Annotated in this window: 17 protein-coding genes; 2 read left to right on the top strand and 15 right to left on the bottom strand. The window is 62.8% G+C overall.

The annotated features are described in order from the left end of the window. Window positions 1–11 precede the first annotated feature (11 nt). The 10 genes from QTH91_RS07630 to QTH91_RS07585 all read right to left on the bottom strand — a co-directional run bounded on the left by QTH91_RS07630 (window position 12) and on the right by QTH91_RS07585 (window position 12726). A complete protein-coding gene (locus QTH91_RS07630) occupies window positions 12–995 on the bottom strand; it encodes an LD-carboxypeptidase (RefSeq protein ID WP_286659384.1) in 984 nt (327 codons plus the stop codon). Then, entirely contained in the window at window positions 992–2119 is a 1128-nt protein-coding gene (gene tadA / locus QTH91_RS07625) for a tRNA adenosine(34) deaminase TadA (protein ID WP_286659383.1), read from the bottom strand. The genes QTH91_RS07630 and tadA overlap by 4 nt, the downstream gene beginning before the upstream one ends. Further along, complete coding sequence (locus QTH91_RS07620) at window positions 2116–2343, bottom strand: hypothetical protein (protein ID WP_286659382.1); 228 nt, start codon at window positions 2341–2343, stop codon at window positions 2116–2118. The genes tadA and QTH91_RS07620 overlap by 4 nt, the downstream gene beginning before the upstream one ends. A gap of 4 nt (window positions 2344–2347) precedes the next feature. Beyond that, the gene (locus QTH91_RS07615) at window positions 2348–2995 is read right to left on the bottom strand and encodes an FMN-binding negative transcriptional regulator (protein ID WP_286659381.1); all 648 of its coding nucleotides are present in this window, start codon (window positions 2993–2995) and stop codon (window positions 2348–2350) included. A 58-nt stretch (window positions 2996–3053) separates the two neighbouring features. After that, window positions 3054–6695 (bottom strand): ATP-binding protein, encoded by a 3642-nt coding sequence (locus QTH91_RS07610; protein ID WP_286659380.1) that lies wholly within the window; start codon window positions 6693–6695, stop codon window positions 3054–3056. A 150-nt stretch (window positions 6696–6845) separates the two neighbouring features. Further along, complete coding sequence (locus QTH91_RS07605; RefSeq protein ID WP_286659379.1) at window positions 6846–7475, bottom strand: response regulator transcription factor; 630 nt, start codon at window positions 7473–7475, stop codon at window positions 6846–6848. A 186-nt stretch (window positions 7476–7661) separates the two neighbouring features. Continuing rightward, entirely contained in the window at window positions 7662–9005 is a 1344-nt protein-coding gene (gene glmM / locus QTH91_RS07600; protein ID WP_286659378.1) for a phosphoglucosamine mutase, read from the bottom strand. Window positions 9006–9056: 51 nt separating this feature from the next. After that, window positions 9057–9914: a dihydropteroate synthase gene (folP, locus tag QTH91_RS07595; RefSeq protein WP_286659377.1), complete on the bottom strand. Its 858-nt coding sequence runs from the start codon at window positions 9912–9914 to the stop codon at window positions 9057–9059. Between the two features lie 60 nt (window positions 9915–9974). Next, a complete protein-coding gene (gene ftsH / locus QTH91_RS07590; RefSeq protein WP_286659376.1) occupies window positions 9975–11885 on the bottom strand; it encodes an ATP-dependent zinc metalloprotease FtsH in 1911 nt (636 codons plus the stop codon). A 181-nt stretch (window positions 11886–12066) separates the two neighbouring features. Further along, the gene (locus QTH91_RS07585; protein WP_286659657.1) at window positions 12067–12726 is read right to left on the bottom strand and encodes an RlmE family RNA methyltransferase; all 660 of its coding nucleotides are present in this window, start codon (window positions 12724–12726) and stop codon (window positions 12067–12069) included. Between the two features lie 21 nt (window positions 12727–12747). On the opposite strand from QTH91_RS07585, the gene QTH91_RS07580 reads away from it, so the two are divergent. Further along, window positions 12748–13227 (top strand): YhbY family RNA-binding protein, encoded by a 480-nt coding sequence (locus tag QTH91_RS07580; RefSeq protein ID WP_286659375.1) that lies wholly within the window; start codon window positions 12748–12750, stop codon window positions 13225–13227. Between the two features lie 32 nt (window positions 13228–13259). After that, window positions 13260–14000 (top strand): glycosyltransferase, encoded by a 741-nt coding sequence (locus tag QTH91_RS07575; protein WP_286659656.1) that lies wholly within the window; start codon window positions 13260–13262, stop codon window positions 13998–14000. A gap of 42 nt (window positions 14001–14042) precedes the next feature. On the opposite strand, the gene QTH91_RS07570 is transcribed toward QTH91_RS07575, so the two are convergent. The 5 genes from QTH91_RS07570 to carA all read right to left on the bottom strand — a co-directional run bounded on the left by QTH91_RS07570 (window position 14043) and on the right by carA (window position 20362). Next, window positions 14043–14465, bottom strand: a complete 423-nt coding sequence (locus QTH91_RS07570) for a DUF4149 domain-containing protein (RefSeq protein WP_286659374.1) — start codon at window positions 14463–14465, stop codon at window positions 14043–14045. Window positions 14466–14486: 21 nt separating this feature from the next. Further along, window positions 14487–14966, bottom strand: coding sequence for a transcription elongation factor GreA (greA, locus tag QTH91_RS07565; RefSeq protein ID WP_286659655.1), 480 nt, complete (start codon window positions 14964–14966; stop codon window positions 14487–14489). Window positions 14967–15059: 93 nt separating this feature from the next. Further along, entirely contained in the window at window positions 15060–15935 is an 876-nt protein-coding gene (gene kdoO / locus QTH91_RS07560; protein WP_286659373.1) for a Kdo hydroxylase KdoO, read from the bottom strand. Between the two features lie 22 nt (window positions 15936–15957). Further along, a complete protein-coding gene (carB, locus tag QTH91_RS07555; RefSeq protein ID WP_286659372.1) occupies window positions 15958–19185 on the bottom strand; it encodes a carbamoyl-phosphate synthase large subunit in 3228 nt (1075 codons plus the stop codon). Then, window positions 19178–20362, bottom strand: coding sequence for a glutamine-hydrolyzing carbamoyl-phosphate synthase small subunit (gene carA / locus QTH91_RS07550; RefSeq protein ID WP_286659371.1), 1185 nt, complete (start codon window positions 20360–20362; stop codon window positions 19178–19180). The genes carB and carA overlap by 8 nt, the downstream gene beginning before the upstream one ends. Window positions 20363–20441 lie beyond the last annotated feature (79 nt).

Raw genomic sequence — 20441 nt, 5'->3', positions numbered from 1 at the left:
GCGACTCGCCTTCAGTGAGCGTGGGGATGGCCGTGTGGCTCGTGCCCATGCCCCGCGTGCAACGGGCCATGCCCCCACACCATGAAGACATCCCGCTCATCCGCCGCGACTTCCACCTTCGCGCCGACGGGCAGAAGTACCTTGGTCGGGACATGACCGAACGGCAGGCCGGTCAGCACCGGCACCTTGATCTGGCTGCGCAGGCGCTCGACCACGCTTGAAAAACCGAAGCCGCGGTCGTAGCCCGCGATCTTGCGCATGCCAGTGAACTGGCCCAGAACGATCGCCTTCTGCCTTGCCAACACGCCTGCCAGGCGCAATTGCTCGAGCATGCGCTCGATGCGGTAGGGATGCTCATTCACGTCCTCGAGGAACAGCACGCCCTTGTCGATGGCTGGAAAGTACGGCGTCCCCAGCAACGAAGTTAGAACGCACAGGTTGCCGCCCCACAGCGTGGCACCCCGAACGGGCCGGGGCAGCGCCGCGGCGTCGCCCACGTCCTTCGCCGGCATGCGCCAGCCTGTGCCTTCGCCCTGCCCTTGCAGTAGGTCGTCGAAGCAAGCTTGCATGATGTCGTCCGCGCCCGGTTCGGCACCGAAGTCTTCGCCGACCGCAGGGCCTGCCCATGTCACGGCCCCGGTCTTCGCCAGCAAGGCGTTCTGCAGCGCAGTGAAGTCGCTGACGCCGACGAAGGCCGTGCCGCGCTCGCAAGCCTTGGCCAGCGCCTTGTAGGGCAATGCGTCGAGGATCCGGGTCAGCCCATAGCCCCCGCGGCTGATCAGCGCCACGTCGGCGCCGCTGGCTGCCGCCCGGCCGATGGCGGCCAATCGCGTGGCATCGTCGCCGGCGAACCGCTGGTGCACGGCCAAGGCTGCTTCGTCGATCTCGACGTCATGGCCCAGGGCGCGCAGTCGAGCCACCCCGCGCCGAAAGGCGGCCTTGTCGCGAACGGCGCTGGCGGGAGAATAGATGTAGATGTGGCGGTTGGTTTTCACGGGGCGAAGTATCCCATCGCCTCGTGCACGGCCCGCAGCGTGTGATTGGTGGCAACACGGCGCGGACCCTTGGCGCGCGCAAACCCTCGAAGCGCGGCCTCGTGGCCACGGTCCGGAAAGGGAGCTCGCCATTCGTCGACCATGCCTGGCGCGTCCTCTTCGGGCACGACGACCAAGCCCCGCACAGGAACGATGGCTGCGAGTGCCTCGGCCAGTTCCCGCATGCTCTGAACGGCAAGCAGCACGAGCGGCCCTGGCGCCTCGCGCGTCAGCCATTGGGCCAGCACGTCCCGGTGCCATTCGATGGTGTGGACAGACGCTCGTTTGGGCTTGTCGCTGCGGCCAAAGCCGATCAGGTCCGGCGCCAGCACCCGTGGGCAACCGGAGGCCAGCAGCGCCGAGACGAGCGGCAACATCTGCTGGCTCCATTGGCCGGCGCCGTGCAGACAAACCACCGTGGGACTCGCGAAGGCGCCCGCCCGAGCATCGGCCGCGGTGTCCAGCCATGCCAACTGCAACCCGGACAGCGCGGGCAGGTCACTGCAATAGCGCACCGGCCAATCCGGAGGCGGCAATGCCGCGAAGCGAGCCGCGGGCGTGCGCAATGCGTCGTCGCGCAGGGGTTGTGCGATATCGCGGGCGGCATTGCGGCGAGCCTGGAAAAAAGTCTGGAGCACCTCGGCGCACGCGGACGCCAGGACGCCGCCGACCACCTGGGTTTGATGATTGAGCCGCGGGTCCGCGAAAAGATCGAGCACCGAACCCGCCGCACCCGTACGCGGATCTGCAGCGCCGAACACGACGCGCGAAAGCCGCGCATGCAGCATCGCGCCGGCGCACATGGCGCATGGCTCGAGCGTGACGAACAGTTCGCATCCGTCGAGCCTGTAGTTGCCCAGAGTCCGCGCCGCTTCGCGCAGCGCAGCAACTTCGGCGTGGGCGGTGGGGTCGTGGCACGCCACCGGCGCATTGCGCCCGACGGCGAGCAACTGCCCGTCCTTGACCAGCACGGCGCCGACCGGCACCTCACCGTCGATTTCGGCGGCCCTTGCCTGCTCGATCGCCAAGGCCATCCAGCGCTCATCGCTGCTTACTGGCAAACCCTGCGGATGCTCGGCGCTCACCGCGCTTCGTCCGGCATGGGCCGGGGGGTCTGCATGGCGGCGTCCAGAGACTGCTTGAACTGCTGCTCCACCTGCCGCGGACTGCCCGAAGGAACCTGTGGCATCGCCTCGCCGCTGCCCGCCCGGGACGACGCTGGCGAAGCGCTTCCACCCAGTTGCTTGCCAACCAGCAGCGCCACGATGGCCAACGCGACAAGCAATGCTGCCAAGCCGAAGATCCGCATGAGTTCAGTTTCCCTGCGATTGCACCGAAACGCCTGGCACCAGGCCGCATGCGCGCATCCACTCCGCCAGGGCCTGCTCCTGGGCATTGCCGGCACTGTAGATCGCATGCATGGCCGCGTGCGCCTCCGGCCGATGCTGGTTGAGCTTGACGGCGCACTGCAACGACATCACCCGCAACTCCAACCCCACGATGCCGGTGAGCATCTTTTGCTGGAATTCTTCGCCGAGCGCCCGCCATTGGGCGTCATAGGCAGGCTCATGCTCCGAGATCAGACGCTTGAGCAATGCATCCTTTTCGTCGGGCGATTCGACCAGGCGCGCATCGACGACGCACTGTACGGACAGGTAGTTCCATGTTGGTACGCGCGCCAGATCCGGATAGACCGAAGGCGACATGTAGGCATGCGGGCCCTGGAACAGCACCCGTGCGCGCGGACGCGCCTGCAGATGGCGCCACAGCGGGTTCGGCTTGGCGCAGTGGCACCAGATCGTGAGGCCGTCATCGTCTCGTTCCTGGACCACCATGGGCAGCTGACTGATGAACGGCAGCCCCTCGTCGTCAACCGCGGCAAGCGCCGCAAACGGGTGGGCGCGCATCAACTGAAGAGCGACGGCGCGGTCGCGCGCTTCAAAACGAGATGGGAGATACATCGATCATCCTGCGGGCCGGATCTGGGTTGGAGGAATTCTGGGCAGCGGAGCCAGCGCCCTAGTTTGCCAGCACCCCGTAGCTTTCAAGCTTTTCCATCATGGCTGCATCGAACTCGGCCAGACTGGTACGCAGCGACTCGAGTGCCGACTGCATCGTCGCAAGATCTGCCTCCCGCCTGGCGGCGGACTCGAGCAGTTCGCAATCACGCACGACACGATCGGCACGAACGATCCTCGCCGCGCCACGAATCTTGTGCGCACAAGAGGCCGCCTCGGCATGCTCCCCGGCATTCACATGCTGCCCCAGCGCCGCGATGTCGCCTGCATTGGACTGGATCAGCGCCTGCAGGAAGCCGGCTTCCATCTTGACGTTCCCACCCGAAAAATCGTGCAGCAACTTCGCATCGAATGGCTCCGATGAATCCTGTTCGGGCTCCGGCGCGGGCTCGGGCTCGATGGAAGGCGCCACAAGCAACGGATCGCTGTCGAACGCGCCGAACTGGCTGCTCGGCCGATCCTCGTCAGGCGCTGGGGTGCCCGGCTCGTCGGGCAGGTAGCGCAGCAGCGCCTCCTGCAGCACGTCGATGCTCAGCGGCTTGAGAAGGCATTCGTCCATGCCGACGTCCAGCGCAAGGCGCCGCTCTCGCTCCTGCACGTGCGCGGTGCAGCCGAGCACAGGCGTATGCGGCAACATGCGTTCGCGTTCGATCTTCCTGATGCTGCGGGTGAGTTCATAGCCATCCATGACCGGCATCGAGCAATCGGTCAGGATGGCGTCGATGCCGCCGCGCTCCCATCGCTCCAGCGCAACGCGACCATCCTCGGCCAGATCGCAGCCGAATCCCAGGAAAGCCAACTGACGCTCGATGAGCAGACGATTGGCCGGATGATCGTCGACAACGAGCACCGTACTGCGCTCGCGCGATGCCACATGAGCAGCCGGCCGAGCCACGTCTTCCACCGGCTGCTCGAGTCGACCGGCGCTGCCGTGCTCGAACACGGGCAAGCGCAACGCGACATGGATGGACGTACCGACACCACGCTGGCTTGTCACCCACACGTCGCCGCCCATCCTCGCGCACAGCCGCTGGACGATGGGCAGTCCGAGCCCCGTCCCTCCCAGCGTGCGAGGCCCCGCCTCCTCCGCCTGGAAAAACGGCTTGAACAGGTTCTGCACATCTTGCGGTGCGATACCGATGCCCGTGTCGACCACCTGCAGTTCGATGGACTCGCGTTCAGCCTGGACGCCGTGGCTGGACAGGACGATCCGAACGCCGCCCTCATCGGTGTACTTGATCGCGTTGCTGACCAGGTTGTTCACGATCTGGCGCAGGCGAACCGCGTCGAACACGTGCCATTCGGACAAGGCGGGATCGATCTCAAGCTCAATGCGCAGCCCGCGCTGCCGAGCCAGGCTGCCAAACACATTGACCACATCTCGCACCACCGGAGGCAACTGCGCTGGGCTCGGCGAAATCTCCAGGGCGCCTGCCTCGATCTTGGAGATGTCGAGGATGTCGTCGATCAGGCCGAGCAAACCGCGCGCCGAACCGCTCGCCAAGTCGACGCTCGCGCGGTCGCGCTGCGACAGGTTGCCTTCGCGAAGCAGGAGTTCGAGCACGCCCAGCACCGCATTCATCGGCGTGCGGATCTCGTGGCTCATGGTGGCCAGGAAGTTCGACTTCGCCCGATTGGCCGCTTCCGCCTTGACGCGCGCCGATTCGATGAGTTCGACCAGATGATGCCGCTCGGTCATGTCGACCACGCCGGTCACCATCGCCACTCGCTTGCCGCCCGGCTTGAGCGAAATGGGCGCGGCCCAATGCATCAGGCGGCGATCCACGCCTTGCAACGAGACGTCAATGTCTTCATTGATGTGCGTGCCATCGGCCAGCATATGTAGATATCGCTCGTGGACGATATCCGCCATCTTCCGGGTTTCTTCGCTGTCGGTCGGGCGCGTCGACTCGGGCATCGTCTTGCCCATGAGCTCGGAGCGCTCCCTGCCAAGCAAACGAGAAAAAGCACTGTTGCAGTAGACCAGGCGCGCCCGGTCGTCACGCAGCGCAATGGCATGCGGCATGCCTTCGAGCATGGCCTCCTGGTACTCCAACTGGTCCCGAAGCTCTGCTTCAGCCGCCTGCCTGCGCTCCACCTGCTTTCGCAGCGCGGCTGCGCGCCACGCGAACAAGGCAAGCCCCAACACCATGAGTCCCAAGGCCAATCCAGCCCATTTCAGGTAGAGCGCCCAGTCGATGGAGGGCCGGCTGAAGAACATGCCGTTGGCACGGACGTGCCGCAGTTCATACTCCGGAATCGCGATCAGCGACTTGTCGATGATGGACAAAAGCAGTTGCTGATCCTGGCGAACCCCGAAAGCCACCTCGATCGGCGCGTCTTCCACCGAGCCCACCACCTTGAGACGGTTGGGATAGAACTGCTGGACGATGTAGTTGGCCGTGTCGATGTTGGCGAAGGTGATGTCGGCACGCCCGTTTGCGACGTAGTCGAACGTGGCGACGACCGACTCGGCCGGCACCAGGCTCAGGCTCGGCACGTCGCGCTTCATCTCCTCGGCCAGATTGTTCGGGGCGAAGTAAGCCAGACGCTTGCCTTCCAACTGCTGCGGCCCGTTGATGAACGGGTCCTGGGCATGCCCGACAAAGACCCAGTTGTCGGTGAAATAGGGGCGCGACAGCTTCAGTCCGACCGGAGCTTGGTCGCCGCCAACCACCACCGGAAAGATGTCTGCCTGCTGGCCCGGCTGCACCATTTCAAAGCGAAGGCCCGATCGCTCCTGGATTCGATCGAGCACCTGCAGCGACAAGCCCACGTAGCGCTTGTTTCGCGGATCGACGAACACGAAGGGCATGAAGTCCGTGGGATGCCACCGCACGACTGGGTGGGATTCAATCCACGCCTGCTCTGCCGACGTGAACTGCACCCGCTCTTCGAGCCCATGCAAGCTCGGTGCCCAACGCTCGGAGATGTCGGTCTTCATTCGCTCCGGCATGGCCGCCAATGCACGCCCGAACAACATGGGCAGCATGGTGCTTTGAGGTGCAAAACCGAAGTTCATCGAAGCGGACCGGCCTTCGTCGAACCCGCCAATCTGCAGCTTGGTGAGTTGGTAGTGATTCGACAAGTACCGGGTGGTGACATCGAGGTCGACAAACACGTCGAGCTTCTCGCTGGCAACGGCAGACATTGCCACCAGGCTGCTGCCGTAGGGGAAGAAGCCGGCCTGCGGATACGCTCGCCTCAAGCTATCCAGCGAAACGCTTCCTTCGATGTAGCCGACCCGCAGCAGTGAAGCGCTTGGGCGCGAGCGGCTGCGAAGCTCCACCTGTGCCCAGCGGTAGTTCGCATAGGGCAAGACCTGGAGCGCACTGCGCTTCGCTTCCTCGTCGGTCAGGGAGGGCAAGACATCCACTTCGCCGCTCGACAGGCCCCTGCGTGCGTCTGCCATCGTGGAATATCGGCGTAGGCTGACCTGCAGTCCAAGTGCGGAGGTCACCGCGGAAAGATAGTCCGCCGATATCCCCTTGTACTCGCTTCTCAGCCCGACCAGGTCATAGGGAATATGGGCGTTGGGCACCACCCCGACTCGCAAGACCGATTTGCTGTCCAGCCAAGCCCGCTGACCGGATTCGAGCCCTTCGACCAGTTGCGCCAGGCTGACTGTGGACTGCAAACTCAATCGAGATTGGTCTGACGACGCTCCGGACGCCGGCGCGGACCATGCCCCCACCAACAACAAGATGGCAGCGGAAACCTTCACCCAGGAAAGGCCACGGTCCCAAACTGCCAACGCAACCTTCATGGAAGAGCACCGGCTCCGGGGGGAGCCTCAAGTAACGAGATTATTGGCCCGCGCAAAGTCCACCAGCTCGACGAGCGTGGAAATATTCAGTTTCTCGAACAGGCGTGCTTTGTAGCTGCTGACCGTCTTGTTGCTGATCAGCAAGGCTTCTCCAATTTCCTTGTTGCTCATGCCGCGCGCCAATTGCTGAAGCACGGTCAGCTCCCGATCGGACAGCGTCTTGAGCAATTCGGCCCCACTTGTACCCGTGCCGCTTGTCGAGCTGGAAATGGCAGAACTTGGAAACACGCTGTAACCGGACATGACCGCCTGAGCGGCCTGGACGATCGACGTCATGCCCTCCGATTTACTGAGAAATCCGTTGGCGCCAGCCTGAAGTGCTCGCGTCGAAAAAATGGCTTCCTGCTGCGCAGAAAGCACCAGTACCTTGACGCTTGGTTGAGTCGCCTTGACGCGCTCGATGAGCTCGAGCCCGTTCATCTTTGGCAAGTCAAGATCCAGAAGCACCAACGCAGGCTGGAGTTCTCGAATCAAGCTGAGGGCGACCGGCCCGCTATCGGCTTCGCCAACGACTTTGTATTGGCCACTGCCTTCCATGACGGACCGCACGGCGAGCCGAATAGCAGGGTGGTCGTCAACGATAAGAATGCTGTGCATGTGATCCCCTTTAGGAATGGTTACTGCCCAGACTCGCTCGCTCCCCCTGCTCTGCCGCAAGCGCGTTCGATACCGGCTCCCTTTACCTTGTTGCGTGAAGATTCTAGGCGACGGGCCACGTCGCAGTACTACTTTTTGTTGCTATTTTTTCGTTGGTAACTCAGCTTTTATTGCCCGCATTGTGTCTTAAGCAGGATCAATGTTGTGCAAAGTTTCGGCAATGCGCTTGGCCCAAATTTCCGCGTCTTGGGCACCCCTTGCCTCCACCATGACTCGAAGCAAAGGCTCGGTACCACTGGGGCGAATCAGCACGCGACCGGAGTCGCCAAGCTCGAGTTCGGCCCGTTCGCTGGTCTTGATCAACTTGTCGTTGCTCTTCCAATCCTGACCCGGTTTGAGTCGGACGTTGATCAGCACCTGCGGAAAGAGCACGAGGCCCTCCAACAATTGCGCCACGGACTTGCCGCTGCGCACACACGCCTGCAGAACCTGCAGAGCACTGACGATGCCGTCTCCTGTCGTTTGACGATCGAGCGCCAGCAGGTGACCCGAGCCCTCCCCGCCAAGCAGCCATCCGCGCTTGTCGAGTTCTTCCAGCACATATCGGTCGCCGACCTTGGCTCGGACGAAGTCAACGCCCAACCGGCGCAATGCGACTTCCACCGCCTTGTTGGTCATCAGCGTCCCGACCACGCCGGGCACCTTGTCCCCTCGGCCAAGCCGCTCCTTGACCATCAACAGCAAGAGCTCGTCCCCGTTGAAGAGCCGGCCTTGCGCATCGACGAGTTGAAGCCGGTCCGCATCGCCATCGAGTGCAATGCCGTAGTCAGCACCATGCGCTGCGACGGCTTCGATGAGCGCCTGGGGATGCGTTGCACCGACACCCTTGTTGATGTTCAGACCGTCCGGCGCACCGCCGATGGCAACGACGTCCGCTCCGAGCTCATGAAAGACCTGGGGCGCCACCTGATAGGCCGCGCCGTGCGCGGAATCCACGACCAGTTTCATACCGCGCAGACTGAGGTCGGTGGCGAAGGTGCTCTTGCAGAACTCGGTGTAGCGGCCCGTCGCGTCATTCATGCGGCGAGCTCGGCCTAGGTTGGCCGAATCAGTCCACTTCGGTGGCTCTTCGAGCAACGCTTCGACTTTTTCTTCCCACTCGTCGTCGAGCTTCGTCCCGTGGGCGCTGAAGAACTTGATGCCGTTGTCCGGAAATGCGTTGTGACTGGCGCTGATGACCACACCCAGGCTGGCGCGCTGGGCACGCGTGAGATACGCGACGCCAGGGGTCGGCAAAGGGCCCAGCAGCACCACGTCGACGCCAGCCGAATTGAAGCCAGACTCGAGCGCACTTTCGAGCATGTAGCCGGAGATCCGGGTGTCCTTGCCGATCAGCACGACAGGCCGCGACTCGCTGGTCTTGAGCACTCGGCCCACGGCATGCGCAAGGCGAAGTACGAAGTCCGGCGTGATTGGAAATTGCCCGACGGTGCCTCGGATGCCATCGGTACCAAAGTATTTTCTGCTCATGTTTCGTTTTCCTCCGGGCCGCATTGTCCATTGCCTTGGACGCCGCAAACCTCATTCTTCTGATGTATGCGTCGGCCGCTGCTCGAGCATGGCCTGCCACACCGCCAGCGCGGCAACCGTGGCGGCCACATCATGCACACGCACGATGCGCGCCCCACGGTCGACAGCCAGGAGCGCCGCCGCCACGCTAGGCACCGCACGCTCCGCCGCAGGCCCGATGCCGGTCACCACACCCAGCGACGATTTTCGGGACCATCCGGCCAACACGGCGTGATTCAAGGACAGCAATTCCGCTTGCCGAGCCAGCAGTTCGAAGTTCTGCGCAACGGTCTTGCCGAAGCCGATTCCAGGGTCGAGCACGATGCGATCGGCCGACACGCCATTTGCCTGCAGCGTGATCGACCGCTCGCCAAGAAAGGCCTTGACCGGCGCCAAGACGGAATCGCTCATCGGTGCGGCCTGCATGGTCTGCGGGTCTCGGTGCATGTGCATCAGGCAGACACCGCAACTGGCGTGCTGCGCAACGACATCGAGCGCGCCCGGCTGCCGAAGCGCCCAGATGTCGTTGATGATGTCCGCGCCCGAATCCAGCGCTGCGCGCATGACGTCCGGCTTGTAGGTGTCGACCGAAACCGGCACGCCGAGGCGAACGGCTTCTTTCAATACGGGCATGACGCGCGCCAGCTCCTCTTCGAGAGGGACCGCCGGGCTGCCTGGCCGGGTTGATTCGCCACCCAGATCCAGGATGTCGCAGCCCTCCTCGAGCAACCGTTCGCAATGGCGCAGCGCGCTCGCCGGCCTGTCGTGGGTGCCGCCGTCCGAAAAGGAGTCGGGCGTGACGTTGACGATACCCATCACGCGTGGCCGCAACAGATCGATTTCGAAGCGCGAAGTCTTCCAGCTCTTCATCGATTCATTCATCAAAAAAAAACGGGGCACCAGGCCCCGTCATCGGTCTTTCCGCGTCGATCAGGCCGCCGAAGGCGCCGGATCGGGCTTGACCGCCGGCGTACCGCCGCCACCGCCCGAGGGTGGGATACGCGGGGTCCAATCCTTTGGCGGACGCGGTTCGCGGCCAGCCATGATGTCATCCAATTGCTCTGCGTCGATGGTCTCCCATTCGAGCAGGGCCTTGGCCATGGCATGCATCTTGTCCTTGTTCTCTTCGATGAGTCGGCGCGCCAGGGCGTATTGTTCGTCGATGATGCGACGCACCTCGCCGTCCACCTTCTGCATGGTGGTCTCGCTCATGTTGGTGGTCTTGGTCACCGAACGGCCGAGGAAGACTTCGCCTTCGTTCTCCGCGTAGACCATCGGGCCGAGCGATTCGCTCATGCCGTATTTCATGACCATGTCGCGTGCCAGGTTGGTCGCGCGCTCGAAGTCGTTGGAAGCGCCGGTGGTCATCTGATTCATGAACACCTCTTCCGCAATGCGGCCACCGAACAGCATGCTGATCTGGTTGAGCATGTATTCGCGGTCGTAGCTGTAGCGATCGTTCTCGGGCAGGCTCATCGTCACACCCAGAGCGCGGCCGCGCGGGATGATGGTGACCTTGTGAACCGGGTCGCACTTGGGCAGCAACTTCCCGATCAAGGCATGGCCTGACTCGTGATAAGCAGTGTTGCGGCGCTCTTCCTCGGGCATGACCATGCTCTTGCGCTCGGGGCCCATGAAGATCTTGTCCTTGGCGCGCTCGAAGTCCTGCATCTCCACCACGCGGGCGTTACGCCGCGCAGCCATCAGAGCTGCCTCGTTGCAGAGATTGGCCAAGTCGGCTCCGCTCATGCCGGGCGTACCGCGGGCGATGATGCTTGCAGACACATCCTGACCCAGCGGCACCTTGCGCATGTGGACATTCAGGATCTGCTCTCGGCCACGAATGTCCGGCAGCGTCACGTAGACCTGGCGGTCGAAACGGCCCGGGCGCAGCAAGGCGGCGTCCAGGATGTCCGGACGGTTGGTGGCCGCCACCACGATGACGCCGAGGTTGGTTTCGAAGCCATCCATCTCGACGAGCATCTGGTTGAGCGTCTGCTCGCGTTCGTCATTGCCGCCACCCAGGCCAGCGCCACGCTGACGGCCAACGGCGTCGATTTCGTCGATGAAGATGATGCAGGGAGCGTTCTTCTTGGCGTTCTCGAACATGTCGCGCACACGCGCCGCGCCGACGCCGACGAACATTTCGACGAAGTCGGAGCCCGAGATGGAAAAGAACGGTACTTTGGCTTCGCCTGCGATCGACTTGGCCAGCAAGGTCTTGCCGGTGCCGGGCGGTCCGACCAGCAAAAGCCCGCGCGGAATGCGGCCGCCAAGCTTCTGGAACTTGGCCGGATCCTTCAGGAAGTCGACGACCTCCTTAACTTCTTCCTTCGCCTCATCGCAACCAGCGACATCCGCAAACGTGACCTGGTTGCTGTTTTCGTCGAGCATGCGCGCCTTGCTCTTGCCGAAGCTGAAGGCGCCTCCCTTGCCGCCGCCTTGCATCTGACGCATGAAATACACCCACACCCCGATCAGCAGGAGCATGGGCCCCCAGCTCACCAGCAGGGTCATGAGCAGCGAGCCTTCTTCGCGCGGCTTGACGTCGAACTTGACGTTGTAGCGAATCAGATCGCCGATCAGCCCACGGTCGAGATACGTGGCGGTGGTGCGGATCTTCCGGTCGTCAGTCGTGATTGCCACGATCTCGCTGCCGCCCTGGCCTTCTTGGATGGTTGCGCTCTTGATGCGGCTGGCCCGCACGTCTTCCAGGAAATCGGAATAGCCCACATTGCCGGCGCCGGCTGCGCCACGGGTGTCAAACTGCTTGAACACAGTGAACAGCACCATGGCGATCACAAGCCACACGGCGACCTTCGAAAACCACTGATTATTCAAACGACGCTCCAGTCGAGGGAATCTGAAAAGACAAACACGCCGGGCTGGCATATTTGGACGGCCCCAATCGGCCATTTGGCGCCCATTTTAGGCTTTTCAACCTGCAAAATTCTGTAAAAGCCCTAGAGCCACCACAGACGCGTCGCGGATATGACCAAGGCCGTTGCTTGAGGCCAATTTGTCAAGCGCCTTTGAGGCCGATTCCGACGAGGAAAGTCTCCGACGATCGGTCTCTCGACGCCTTGGGCTTGATCGGCTTGACTACCTTGAAGATCGATTTGAACAGGCGAACCTGCTCGTCGTAGCCGCCCCCATGAAAGACCTTGGCAACCAGCACTCCTTCCGGACGAAGATGCTGCTTGGCGAATTCCGTGGCCAGCTCGATCAAATGGGTAATGCGCGCGGCATCGGCCGAGGCGATTCCGGAGAGGTTGGGCGCCATGTCGGAGACCACCAGATCGGCTTTCCGTCCTTCCATGGCCGCTTCCACGCGCGCAAGAACGTCCTCGTCCCGGAAGTCGCCCTGCAGGAACTGCACGCCCTCGATCGGTTCCATGGGAAGCAGATCGACGGCAATGATCGCGCCGTTGAGCTCGCCGACGGCAGCGCCCGCAGGGGAAAGGCGGCGCCGCAGGTATTGGCTCCAGGCGCCGGGTGTCGAACCCAGGTCGACCACCACCTGCCCGGGCCGGACCAGCCCCAGGCTTTCATCGATTTCCTTGAGCTTGTAGGCGGCGCGCGCGCGGTAGCCTTCCCGATGGGCGAGCTGGACCCACGGGTCGGTGACATGGTCGTTCAGCCATGCCTTGTTTATCTTCTTGCTCTTGGACTTGACTTTCATTGTGGGCCCGATAATACGGATATGCCCGCCATTCAACTCACCCCTGCCCAGCGCAAGGAATACCGCGCCCAGGCGCACCACCTGGATCCCATCGTGATGATCGGTGGAGACGGGCTCACGCCGGCCGTCAAGAAAGAGGCCGACGCCGCCTTGAAGGCCCATGGCCTGATCAAGGTTCGCGTGTTCTCCGACGATCGGCTGGCTCGCGAAGCCATGCTCAAGACGCTGGCCGAAGAACTCGACGCAGCGCCTATCCAGCACATCGGCAAGCTGCTGGTCCTCTGGCGCCCCAAGCCGGAAAAGGCCCGGCGCACGGAAGACGAAGAGCGCAAGCCAGGTCCTCGCGACATCAAGGTGCTCAAGTACGCCAAGCGCGCTGGCCAGAAGCCTGAAATCAAGACGCTGCGCGTGCTGGGCAATCAGCGCCTGACGGCAGGTGGCAGCATCAAGCGCGCCAAGCCTCGTCAGGTCTCGCCGAAAAAACGGGGGCTAGGCGATTGAGCACGCCCCCGACATTGCCTGCGACCGGCGCCATGCGGCACGTCGTCTGCATGAAGTGGGGCACCAAGTACGGGCCGGAGTACGTCAACAAGCTTTACGCCATGACCCGCCGGCACCTGAGCGGCCAATTCCGCTTCATCTGCCTGACGGACGACGCCGTCGGCATCCGCAAGGAAGTGGAGTGCTTTCCGATTCCGCCCGTCGAGATTCGGCCGGAGCTGCCTGGAGTGCGCGACCGTGCATGGCGCAAGCTGACGACCTTCAGCGCCGATCTGGGCGATAAGTACGGTCTCGAGGGCACGGCACTCTTCCTCGACCTCGACGTGGTGGTGGTCGGCAGTCTGGACGAGTTCTTCACCGTGCCCGGTGAGTTCCTCATCATCAAAGACTACCGTCGCCCCTGGCGCGTGACTGGCAACTCTTCGGTCTACCGCTGGAAAATCGGCGCACTCACGGATGTGCTGGCCTATTTTCGCGAGCACGAAGTCGCCATTCGGCAGAAGTTCCGCAACGAGCAGACCTACCTGTCTGACTACCTGCACGGCAAGGGCAAGCTCGCCTATTGGCCCAGCGAGTGGTGCCCTAGCTTCAAGTACCACGGCATTCCGCTGTGGCCCTCGAACTACTGGCGCCCGCCGTTCGTGCCTGAAGGCGCCAAGGTGATGGTGTTCCACGGGGAATGCAATCCGCCGGACGCCTTGGCAGGACGCCGCAACCGTCGGTTTCGCTACATCCAGCCGGCAACCTGGGTCGCCGAGCACTGGCACGAATAGGCGCAGGAAGACAGCGGACCGCGGCCGTGCCAGCGCTCTTGACTAGCGCGACTGAGGCGGTCGCAAGAGCCGCCAAAGCACAGCACCGGCGCAGGCCCATTGCGCCAGGTACAAGCCAGTACCCACGCCGTGCCACATCTTCAGGTTCTGTCGCGCAACGATCCGGGGCGCGACGCCAAATTCCACCACCAAAGCCAGAAGCAGTCCCAGGATGATGAAGAGCACGGCAGCGTCCACCGATGGCGCCGCGTCAAGGCTGCTGCGAGACAAGCCCAACAACAGCACCGCGCATCCCATCGATACCCAGGTCTGAGCCGTGAAAAGATGCGCGGCCATGTTGCCAGCAAGCGCAGGCGTCGGCAGGTGGCGAAACAGCAGCGGCACGACAAGAAATCCCACCACCGTCAGGCTGCACCACCAGAATGCAGCGGCAAGTACGGGTAGGCGCTCGTTGAAAGCTCGCATGAAGCCGGTGCCGCTCGGGGATCAAAGATAGCGGACGGAAACGATCTCGTAGCGCTTGATGCCGCCTGGCGCCTGAACCTCTGCGGTATCGCCCTCCTCCTTGCCGATCAGCGCGCGGGCGATCGGGCTCGAGACATTGATCAGCCCTTGCTTGAGGTCAGCCTCGTCTTCGCCGACGATCTGGTAGCGCACGGCATCGCCCGAAGATTCTTCTTCCAGGTCAACAGTCGCCCCGAAAACGACCTTGCCATTGCCATCGACCGCGCTCGGATCGATCACCTGGGCAATGGAGAGCTTGCCTTCGATTTCCTGAATGCGCCCTTCGATAAAGCCCTGGCGGTCCTTGGCAGCGTCATAGTCGGCGTTCTCGCTCAGGTCGCCCTGGGCGCGCGCCTCTGCGATCGCATTGATGATGTTCGGGCGTTCGACGGTCTTGAGTCGGTGCAGCTCTTCCTTGAGCTTCTCGGCACCGCGCTTGGTGATCGGAAAGGTAGTTGCCATGTCTCTTGATCTCTTAGGCGTCAAAAAAGCGAAACCGCCGAACGTCGCCGTTCGGCGGTGACAAAGTAGCTCGCCGGACAAGTGTAGAAAAAACTAGATCAGTTTTCGACCCGTCAGGCGACGGAGGATGCCCAAGGGGCTCGCCTCGGGATTGTATTGGCTCGCAACGGGCAGGTGCAGGGTCTGCTCCATCATGAATTGCCCTGACATGACCGCATGCGAAGTCTGGTCCGAAAAGCATACCCAGGTCGAACCTGGGGCGAATGGCACCGTCTCCTGGGGGCATTCGCGTTGATAGTCGAGATCGGACTTCATGCCGTCGTGCAGTTGAAGCATGAGGTGGTCGTACTCGCTGCGCAGCGACTTGGTCACATGCAGCTTGTGAAGCATCTTGGCCTGCCATGGCGAATAAGCCTTCGTGCGCGGCAGGAAGCGCTTCGCAACCGCCTCGAACGGCTCGCCCACGCGCCAGACCCTTGGCGTGCCGTGCGGGTTCAGGTTGGTGAACACTCGCAGGATCCGCTCCCCGTAGTTTGGACGCGACGGAAATGCATCGACATGCAGCCGACGATCGTCTGCGCGCCACGACTGAGCCCGCCCCTCCACCTGCATCGGGCGAAAGCTCGTCGGCGCCAGGCGAAGCGCCGGTCCGTAGGCAGGCAGAAGGCGGTCGATGAGTCCCATGGCCTGCGTACGAAAGCGCCCGATCATGTCGGCTGCTGCCTGTTGTGCAGCGGCTTCGCCTTCCACGCCCTTGATCCTGCCTTGCGCATCCAGGCTGATGTTGCGAACGCCCTTGGCAAGAACGGCAGGATCCAGCAGGCGCTGCTCTTCCTTCTCTGGGACAAAGCCCAGAAACGGAAACAGCAGGACCTTGCCAGCCTCCAGCGCTTCGATCCAGCGCTGCTGTGAAGCTGGCGTCAAGTCGCGCCACTCATCCTGGCCAATCGTGACGAGTTGCGTTTCCATGTGGGACCCTCGCCTTCGGCCTTCAGCCGGCTGCCAGTTGCGCGTGCATCTCCTGGACGGAAATGACACCGAGCTCGTCCAGGTAGCTCATGCCCTCGACCGCCGCTTCGGCACCGAAGATCGTGGTGATGATGTTCACCCGGGCGAGCAACGCCGAGGTTCGGATCTGCCGCGAATCGGTAATGGCGTTGCGGCGCTCCTCCACCGTGTTGATGACCAGAGCAATCTCGTTGTTCTTGATCATGTCCACGATGTGCGGACGACCTTCGGTCACCTTGTTGACCGTCGCGCAGGCGATGCCGGCAGCCTCGATGGCGGCGGCAGTGCCCTTGGTGGCGATCAGCTCGAAGCCCAGCTTGGCCAGTCCGCGGGCGACTTCCACAGCGCGCGGCTTGTCGTTGTTCTTGACCGAGATGAACACCTTGCCGGACTTGGGCAGGTGCGTCCCCGCGCCAAGCTGCGACTTGACGAATGCTTCGCCAAAGGTCTTGCCGACCCCCATCACCTCGCCGGTCGACTTCATCTCCGGCCCAAGGATCGGATCGACGCCAGGGAACTTGACGAATGGGAACACCGCTTCCTTGACGCTGAAGTAAGGCGGCGTGACTTCACGCGTCATGCCCTGCTGGGCCAGCGACATGCCGGCCATGCAGCGCGCAGCCACCTTGGCCAACTGGATGCCCGTGGCTTTGCTGACGTAGGGAACGGTGCGGGACGCGCGCGGATTGACTTCCAGCACGTAGATGACGTCCTTGCCATCCTTTTCCTGGATGGCGAACTGCACGTTCATGAGGCCCACCACGTCGAGAGCCTTGGCCATTGCGGCGCTCTGACGCTTGAGCTCCGCCACCGTCTCGGCGCGCAGGCTATAGGGCGGCAGCGAACAAGCGGAGTCGCCCGAGTGCACGCCGGCCTGCTCGATGTGTTCCATCACGCCGCCGATGAGCGTTGCGCCCTCGGCATCGCGAATGCAGTCCACATCGCATTCGACCGCGTCGTTGAGGAAGCGGTCCAGCAGAACCGGAGAATCGTTGCTCACCTTGACGGCTTCGCGCATGTAGCGCTCGAGGTCGCGCTGCTCGTGCACGATCTCCATCGCGCGACCACCCAGCACGTAGCTCGGGCGCACCACCAGAGGGTAGCCGAGCTCTGTCGCCTTCTCCAGGGCCTCCGCCTCGGTACGGGCCGTGGCGTTGGGAGGCTGACGCAGTCCGAGTTCGTGCAGCAGCTTCTGGAAGCGCTCGCGATCTTCGGCGGCGTCGATCATGTCGGGGCTGGTGCCGATGATCGGCACGCCGTTGGCTTCCAGGTCGAGAGCGAGCTTGAGCGGTGTCTGGCCACCGTACTGCACGATCACACCCGTCGGCTTTTCCTTGTCGACGATCTCGAGCACATCTTCGAGCGTGAGTGGCTCGAAGTAGAGGCGATCGGAGGTGTCGTAGTCGGTCGACACGGTTTCGGGATTGCAGTTGACCATGATGGTCTCGTACCCATCCTCACGCATCGCCAGTGCGGCATGCACGCAGCAATAGTCGAACTCGATGCCCTGGCCGATCCGATTGGGACCGCCGCCGAGCACCATGATCTTCTTGTTGTTCGTCGGCTCCGCCTCGCACTCATCCTCGTAGGTGGAATACATGTAGGCCGTATTGGTGGCAAATTCTGCCGCGCAGGTGTCGACGCGCTTGTACACCGGGCGCACACCCAGCGCACGGCGCTTTTCGCGCACGGCAGTATCGGTCGTGCGCAATTGCTTGGCGAGACGACGGTCGGAGAAACCCTTCTGCTTGAGCACGCGCAGCGTGTCCGCATCCAATTCGTCGAGCGACTTGGTTTCGAGTTCGAGCTCGATCTTCACGATCTGCTCGATCTGCACCAGGAACCACTTGTCGATCTTGGTCAGGTCATGCACCTCGTCGACGCTCATGCCTTGGGCGAAGGCATCGCCCACGTACCAGATGCGCTCGGGGCCGGGCTCGCCCAACTCCTTCTCGAGCACCTCGCGGTCTTGCGTCTTCTCGTTCATGCCGTCGACGCCGACCTCCAGGCCCCGCAATGCCTTCTGGAACGACTCCTGGAAGGTACGGCCCATCGCCATTACCTCGCCCACCGACTTCATCTGCGTGGTCAGTCGCGAATCGGCCTGGGGGAATTTCTCGAAGGCGAAGCGCGGGATCTTGGTGACCACGTAGTCGATCGAGGGCTCGAAGCTCGCGGGCGTTGCACCCCCGGTGATCTCATTGCGAAGCTCATCGAGCGTGTAGCCCACGGCCAGCTTGGCGGCGACCTTGGCAATCGGGAAGCCGGTTGCCTTGGAAGCCAGCGCAGAAGAACGCGAAACCCGCGGATTCATCTCGATGACGATCAGACGTCCGTCCTTCGGGTTGAGCGAGAACTGGACGTTCGATCCGCCCGTGTCCACACCGATCTCACGCAGCACCGCCAAGCTGGCGTCGCGCATGATCTGGTATTCCTTGTCGGTCAGGGTCTGCGCCGGAGCAACGGTGATGGAGTCGCCCGTGTGCACGCCCATCGGGTCGAGGTTCTCGATCGAGCAAACGATGATGCAGTTGTCCGCCTTGTCGCGCACCACTTCCATCTCGTATTCCTTCCAGCCAAGCAGCGACTCTTCGATCAGCAGCTCGTTGGTGGGCGAGGCTTCCAGGCCGCGCTTGCAGATGGTCTCGAACTCTTCGGGGTTGTAGGCAATGCCACCGCCCGTCCCGCCGAGCGTGAAGCTCGGCCGGATGACGGTCGGAAAGCCCACGTTCTTTTGCACCGCCCAGGCTTCGTCCATGGAATGCGCAATCCCGGAGCGGGCCGAGCCCAGTCCGATCTTGGTCATTGCATCCTTGAACTTCAGGCGGTCTTCGGCCTTGTCGATGGCTTCGGGCGTGGCACCGATCAGCTCGACCTTGTACTTGTCGAGCACGCCGTTGCGCCACAGGTCGAGCGCGCAGTTCAGCGCGGTCTGTCCACCCATGGTGGGCAGGATCGCGTCGGGGCGCTCCTTGGCAATGATCTTTTCGACGGTCTGCCAGGTGATCGGCTCGATGTAGGTCACATCCGCCGTCGCCGGGTCCGTCATGATGGTCGCCGGATTGCTGTTGATCAGGATGACCTTGTAGCCTTCTTCGCGAAGTGCCTTGCAGGCCTGCACGCCGGAGTAATCGAACTCGCAGGCCTGACCAATGATGATCGGGCCGGCGCCGATGATGAGGATGCTCTGAATGTCGGTACGCTTAGGCATTCATCGCCTCCGCCTTGTGTTTTTCCATGAGGGCCGTGAAGCGATCGAACAGGTAGCCGATGTCACGCGGGCCGGGCGATGCTTCAGGGTGACCCTGGAAGCAGAACGCCGGCTTGTCCGTGCGGGCGAGACCTTGCAACGTGCCATCGAACAGGCTGACGTGCGTCGCGCGCAGGTTGGCTGGCAGCGTTTTCTCGTCCACTGCAAAGCCATGGTTCTGGCTGGTGATTGAGACGCGGCCGTTGTCCATGTCCTTGACCGGATGGTTCGCGCCATGGTGGCCGAACTTCATCTTGAAGGTCTTGGCCCCACAGGCCAGCGCCATGATCTGGTGACCCAGGCAGATGCCGAACGTGGGAATCCCGGTATCGATCAGCTCGCGTGTGGCAGCGATGGCGTAGTCGCAAGGCTCCGGATCGCCAGGCCCATTCGACAGAAAGATGCCGTCCGGCTTGAGCTTGAGGACGTCTGCAGCAGGCGTTCTGGCAGGCACCACGGTGATGCGGGCACCGCGCTGGGCCAGCATGCGCAGGATGTTCTTCTTGACGCCGAAGTCGTACGCCACGACGTGGAACTGGGGCGTGATCTGCACGCCATAGCCGGCGCCAGGCTTCCATTCGGTCTGGGTCCACTCGTAAGTCTGCGCGACCGACACGACCTTGGCGAGATCCAGGCCGACCATGGCCGGTGCGGACTTGGCTGCGGTAATGGCCTTCTCGATCAGGGCTGGCGTCACAGCCTCCCCTTCAGCCAAGCCCAGGATGCAACCGTTCTGAGCCCCGTGGGTACGCAGATGCCGCGTCAGCTTGCGGGTGTCGATGTTGGAAATGGCAACCGTGCCGCTTCGGTTCAGGTAGTCCGACAACGACGAAGTGCTGCGGAAGTTGGACGCCACTTGCGGCAGGTCACGAATGATCAGGCCCGCGGCATGAATCTTGTCGGCTTCGATGTCTTCCTCGTTGACGCCATAGTTGCCGATGTGCGGATACGTCAGCGTGACGATCTGCTGGCAGTAGCTGGGGTCGGTGAGGATTTCCTGATAGCCGGTGATCGCGGTGTTGAACACCACTTCGCCGACTGTGGCGCCGGTGGCGCCGATCGAGTTGCCGAGAAAGACCGTGCCGTCTGCGAGCGCCAGGATGGCGGGCGGGAAGGCTCCCTTGAGGGACAAAAGCACTGGGTTCTCCGGAAGGATGATGGCCCACAGCGAACCCAAGAAACAACTCGGGCTTGCAACTTTCGTCGAAGGATTGGCG

The organism is Variovorax dokdonensis (assembly GCF_030316895.1).
Lineage (GTDB): Bacteria > Pseudomonadota > Gammaproteobacteria > Burkholderiales > Burkholderiaceae_C > Variovorax > Variovorax dokdonensis.
Note: the sequence above shows the minus strand (reverse complement) of the source record. Positions and strands in the feature narration are given on the sequence as shown.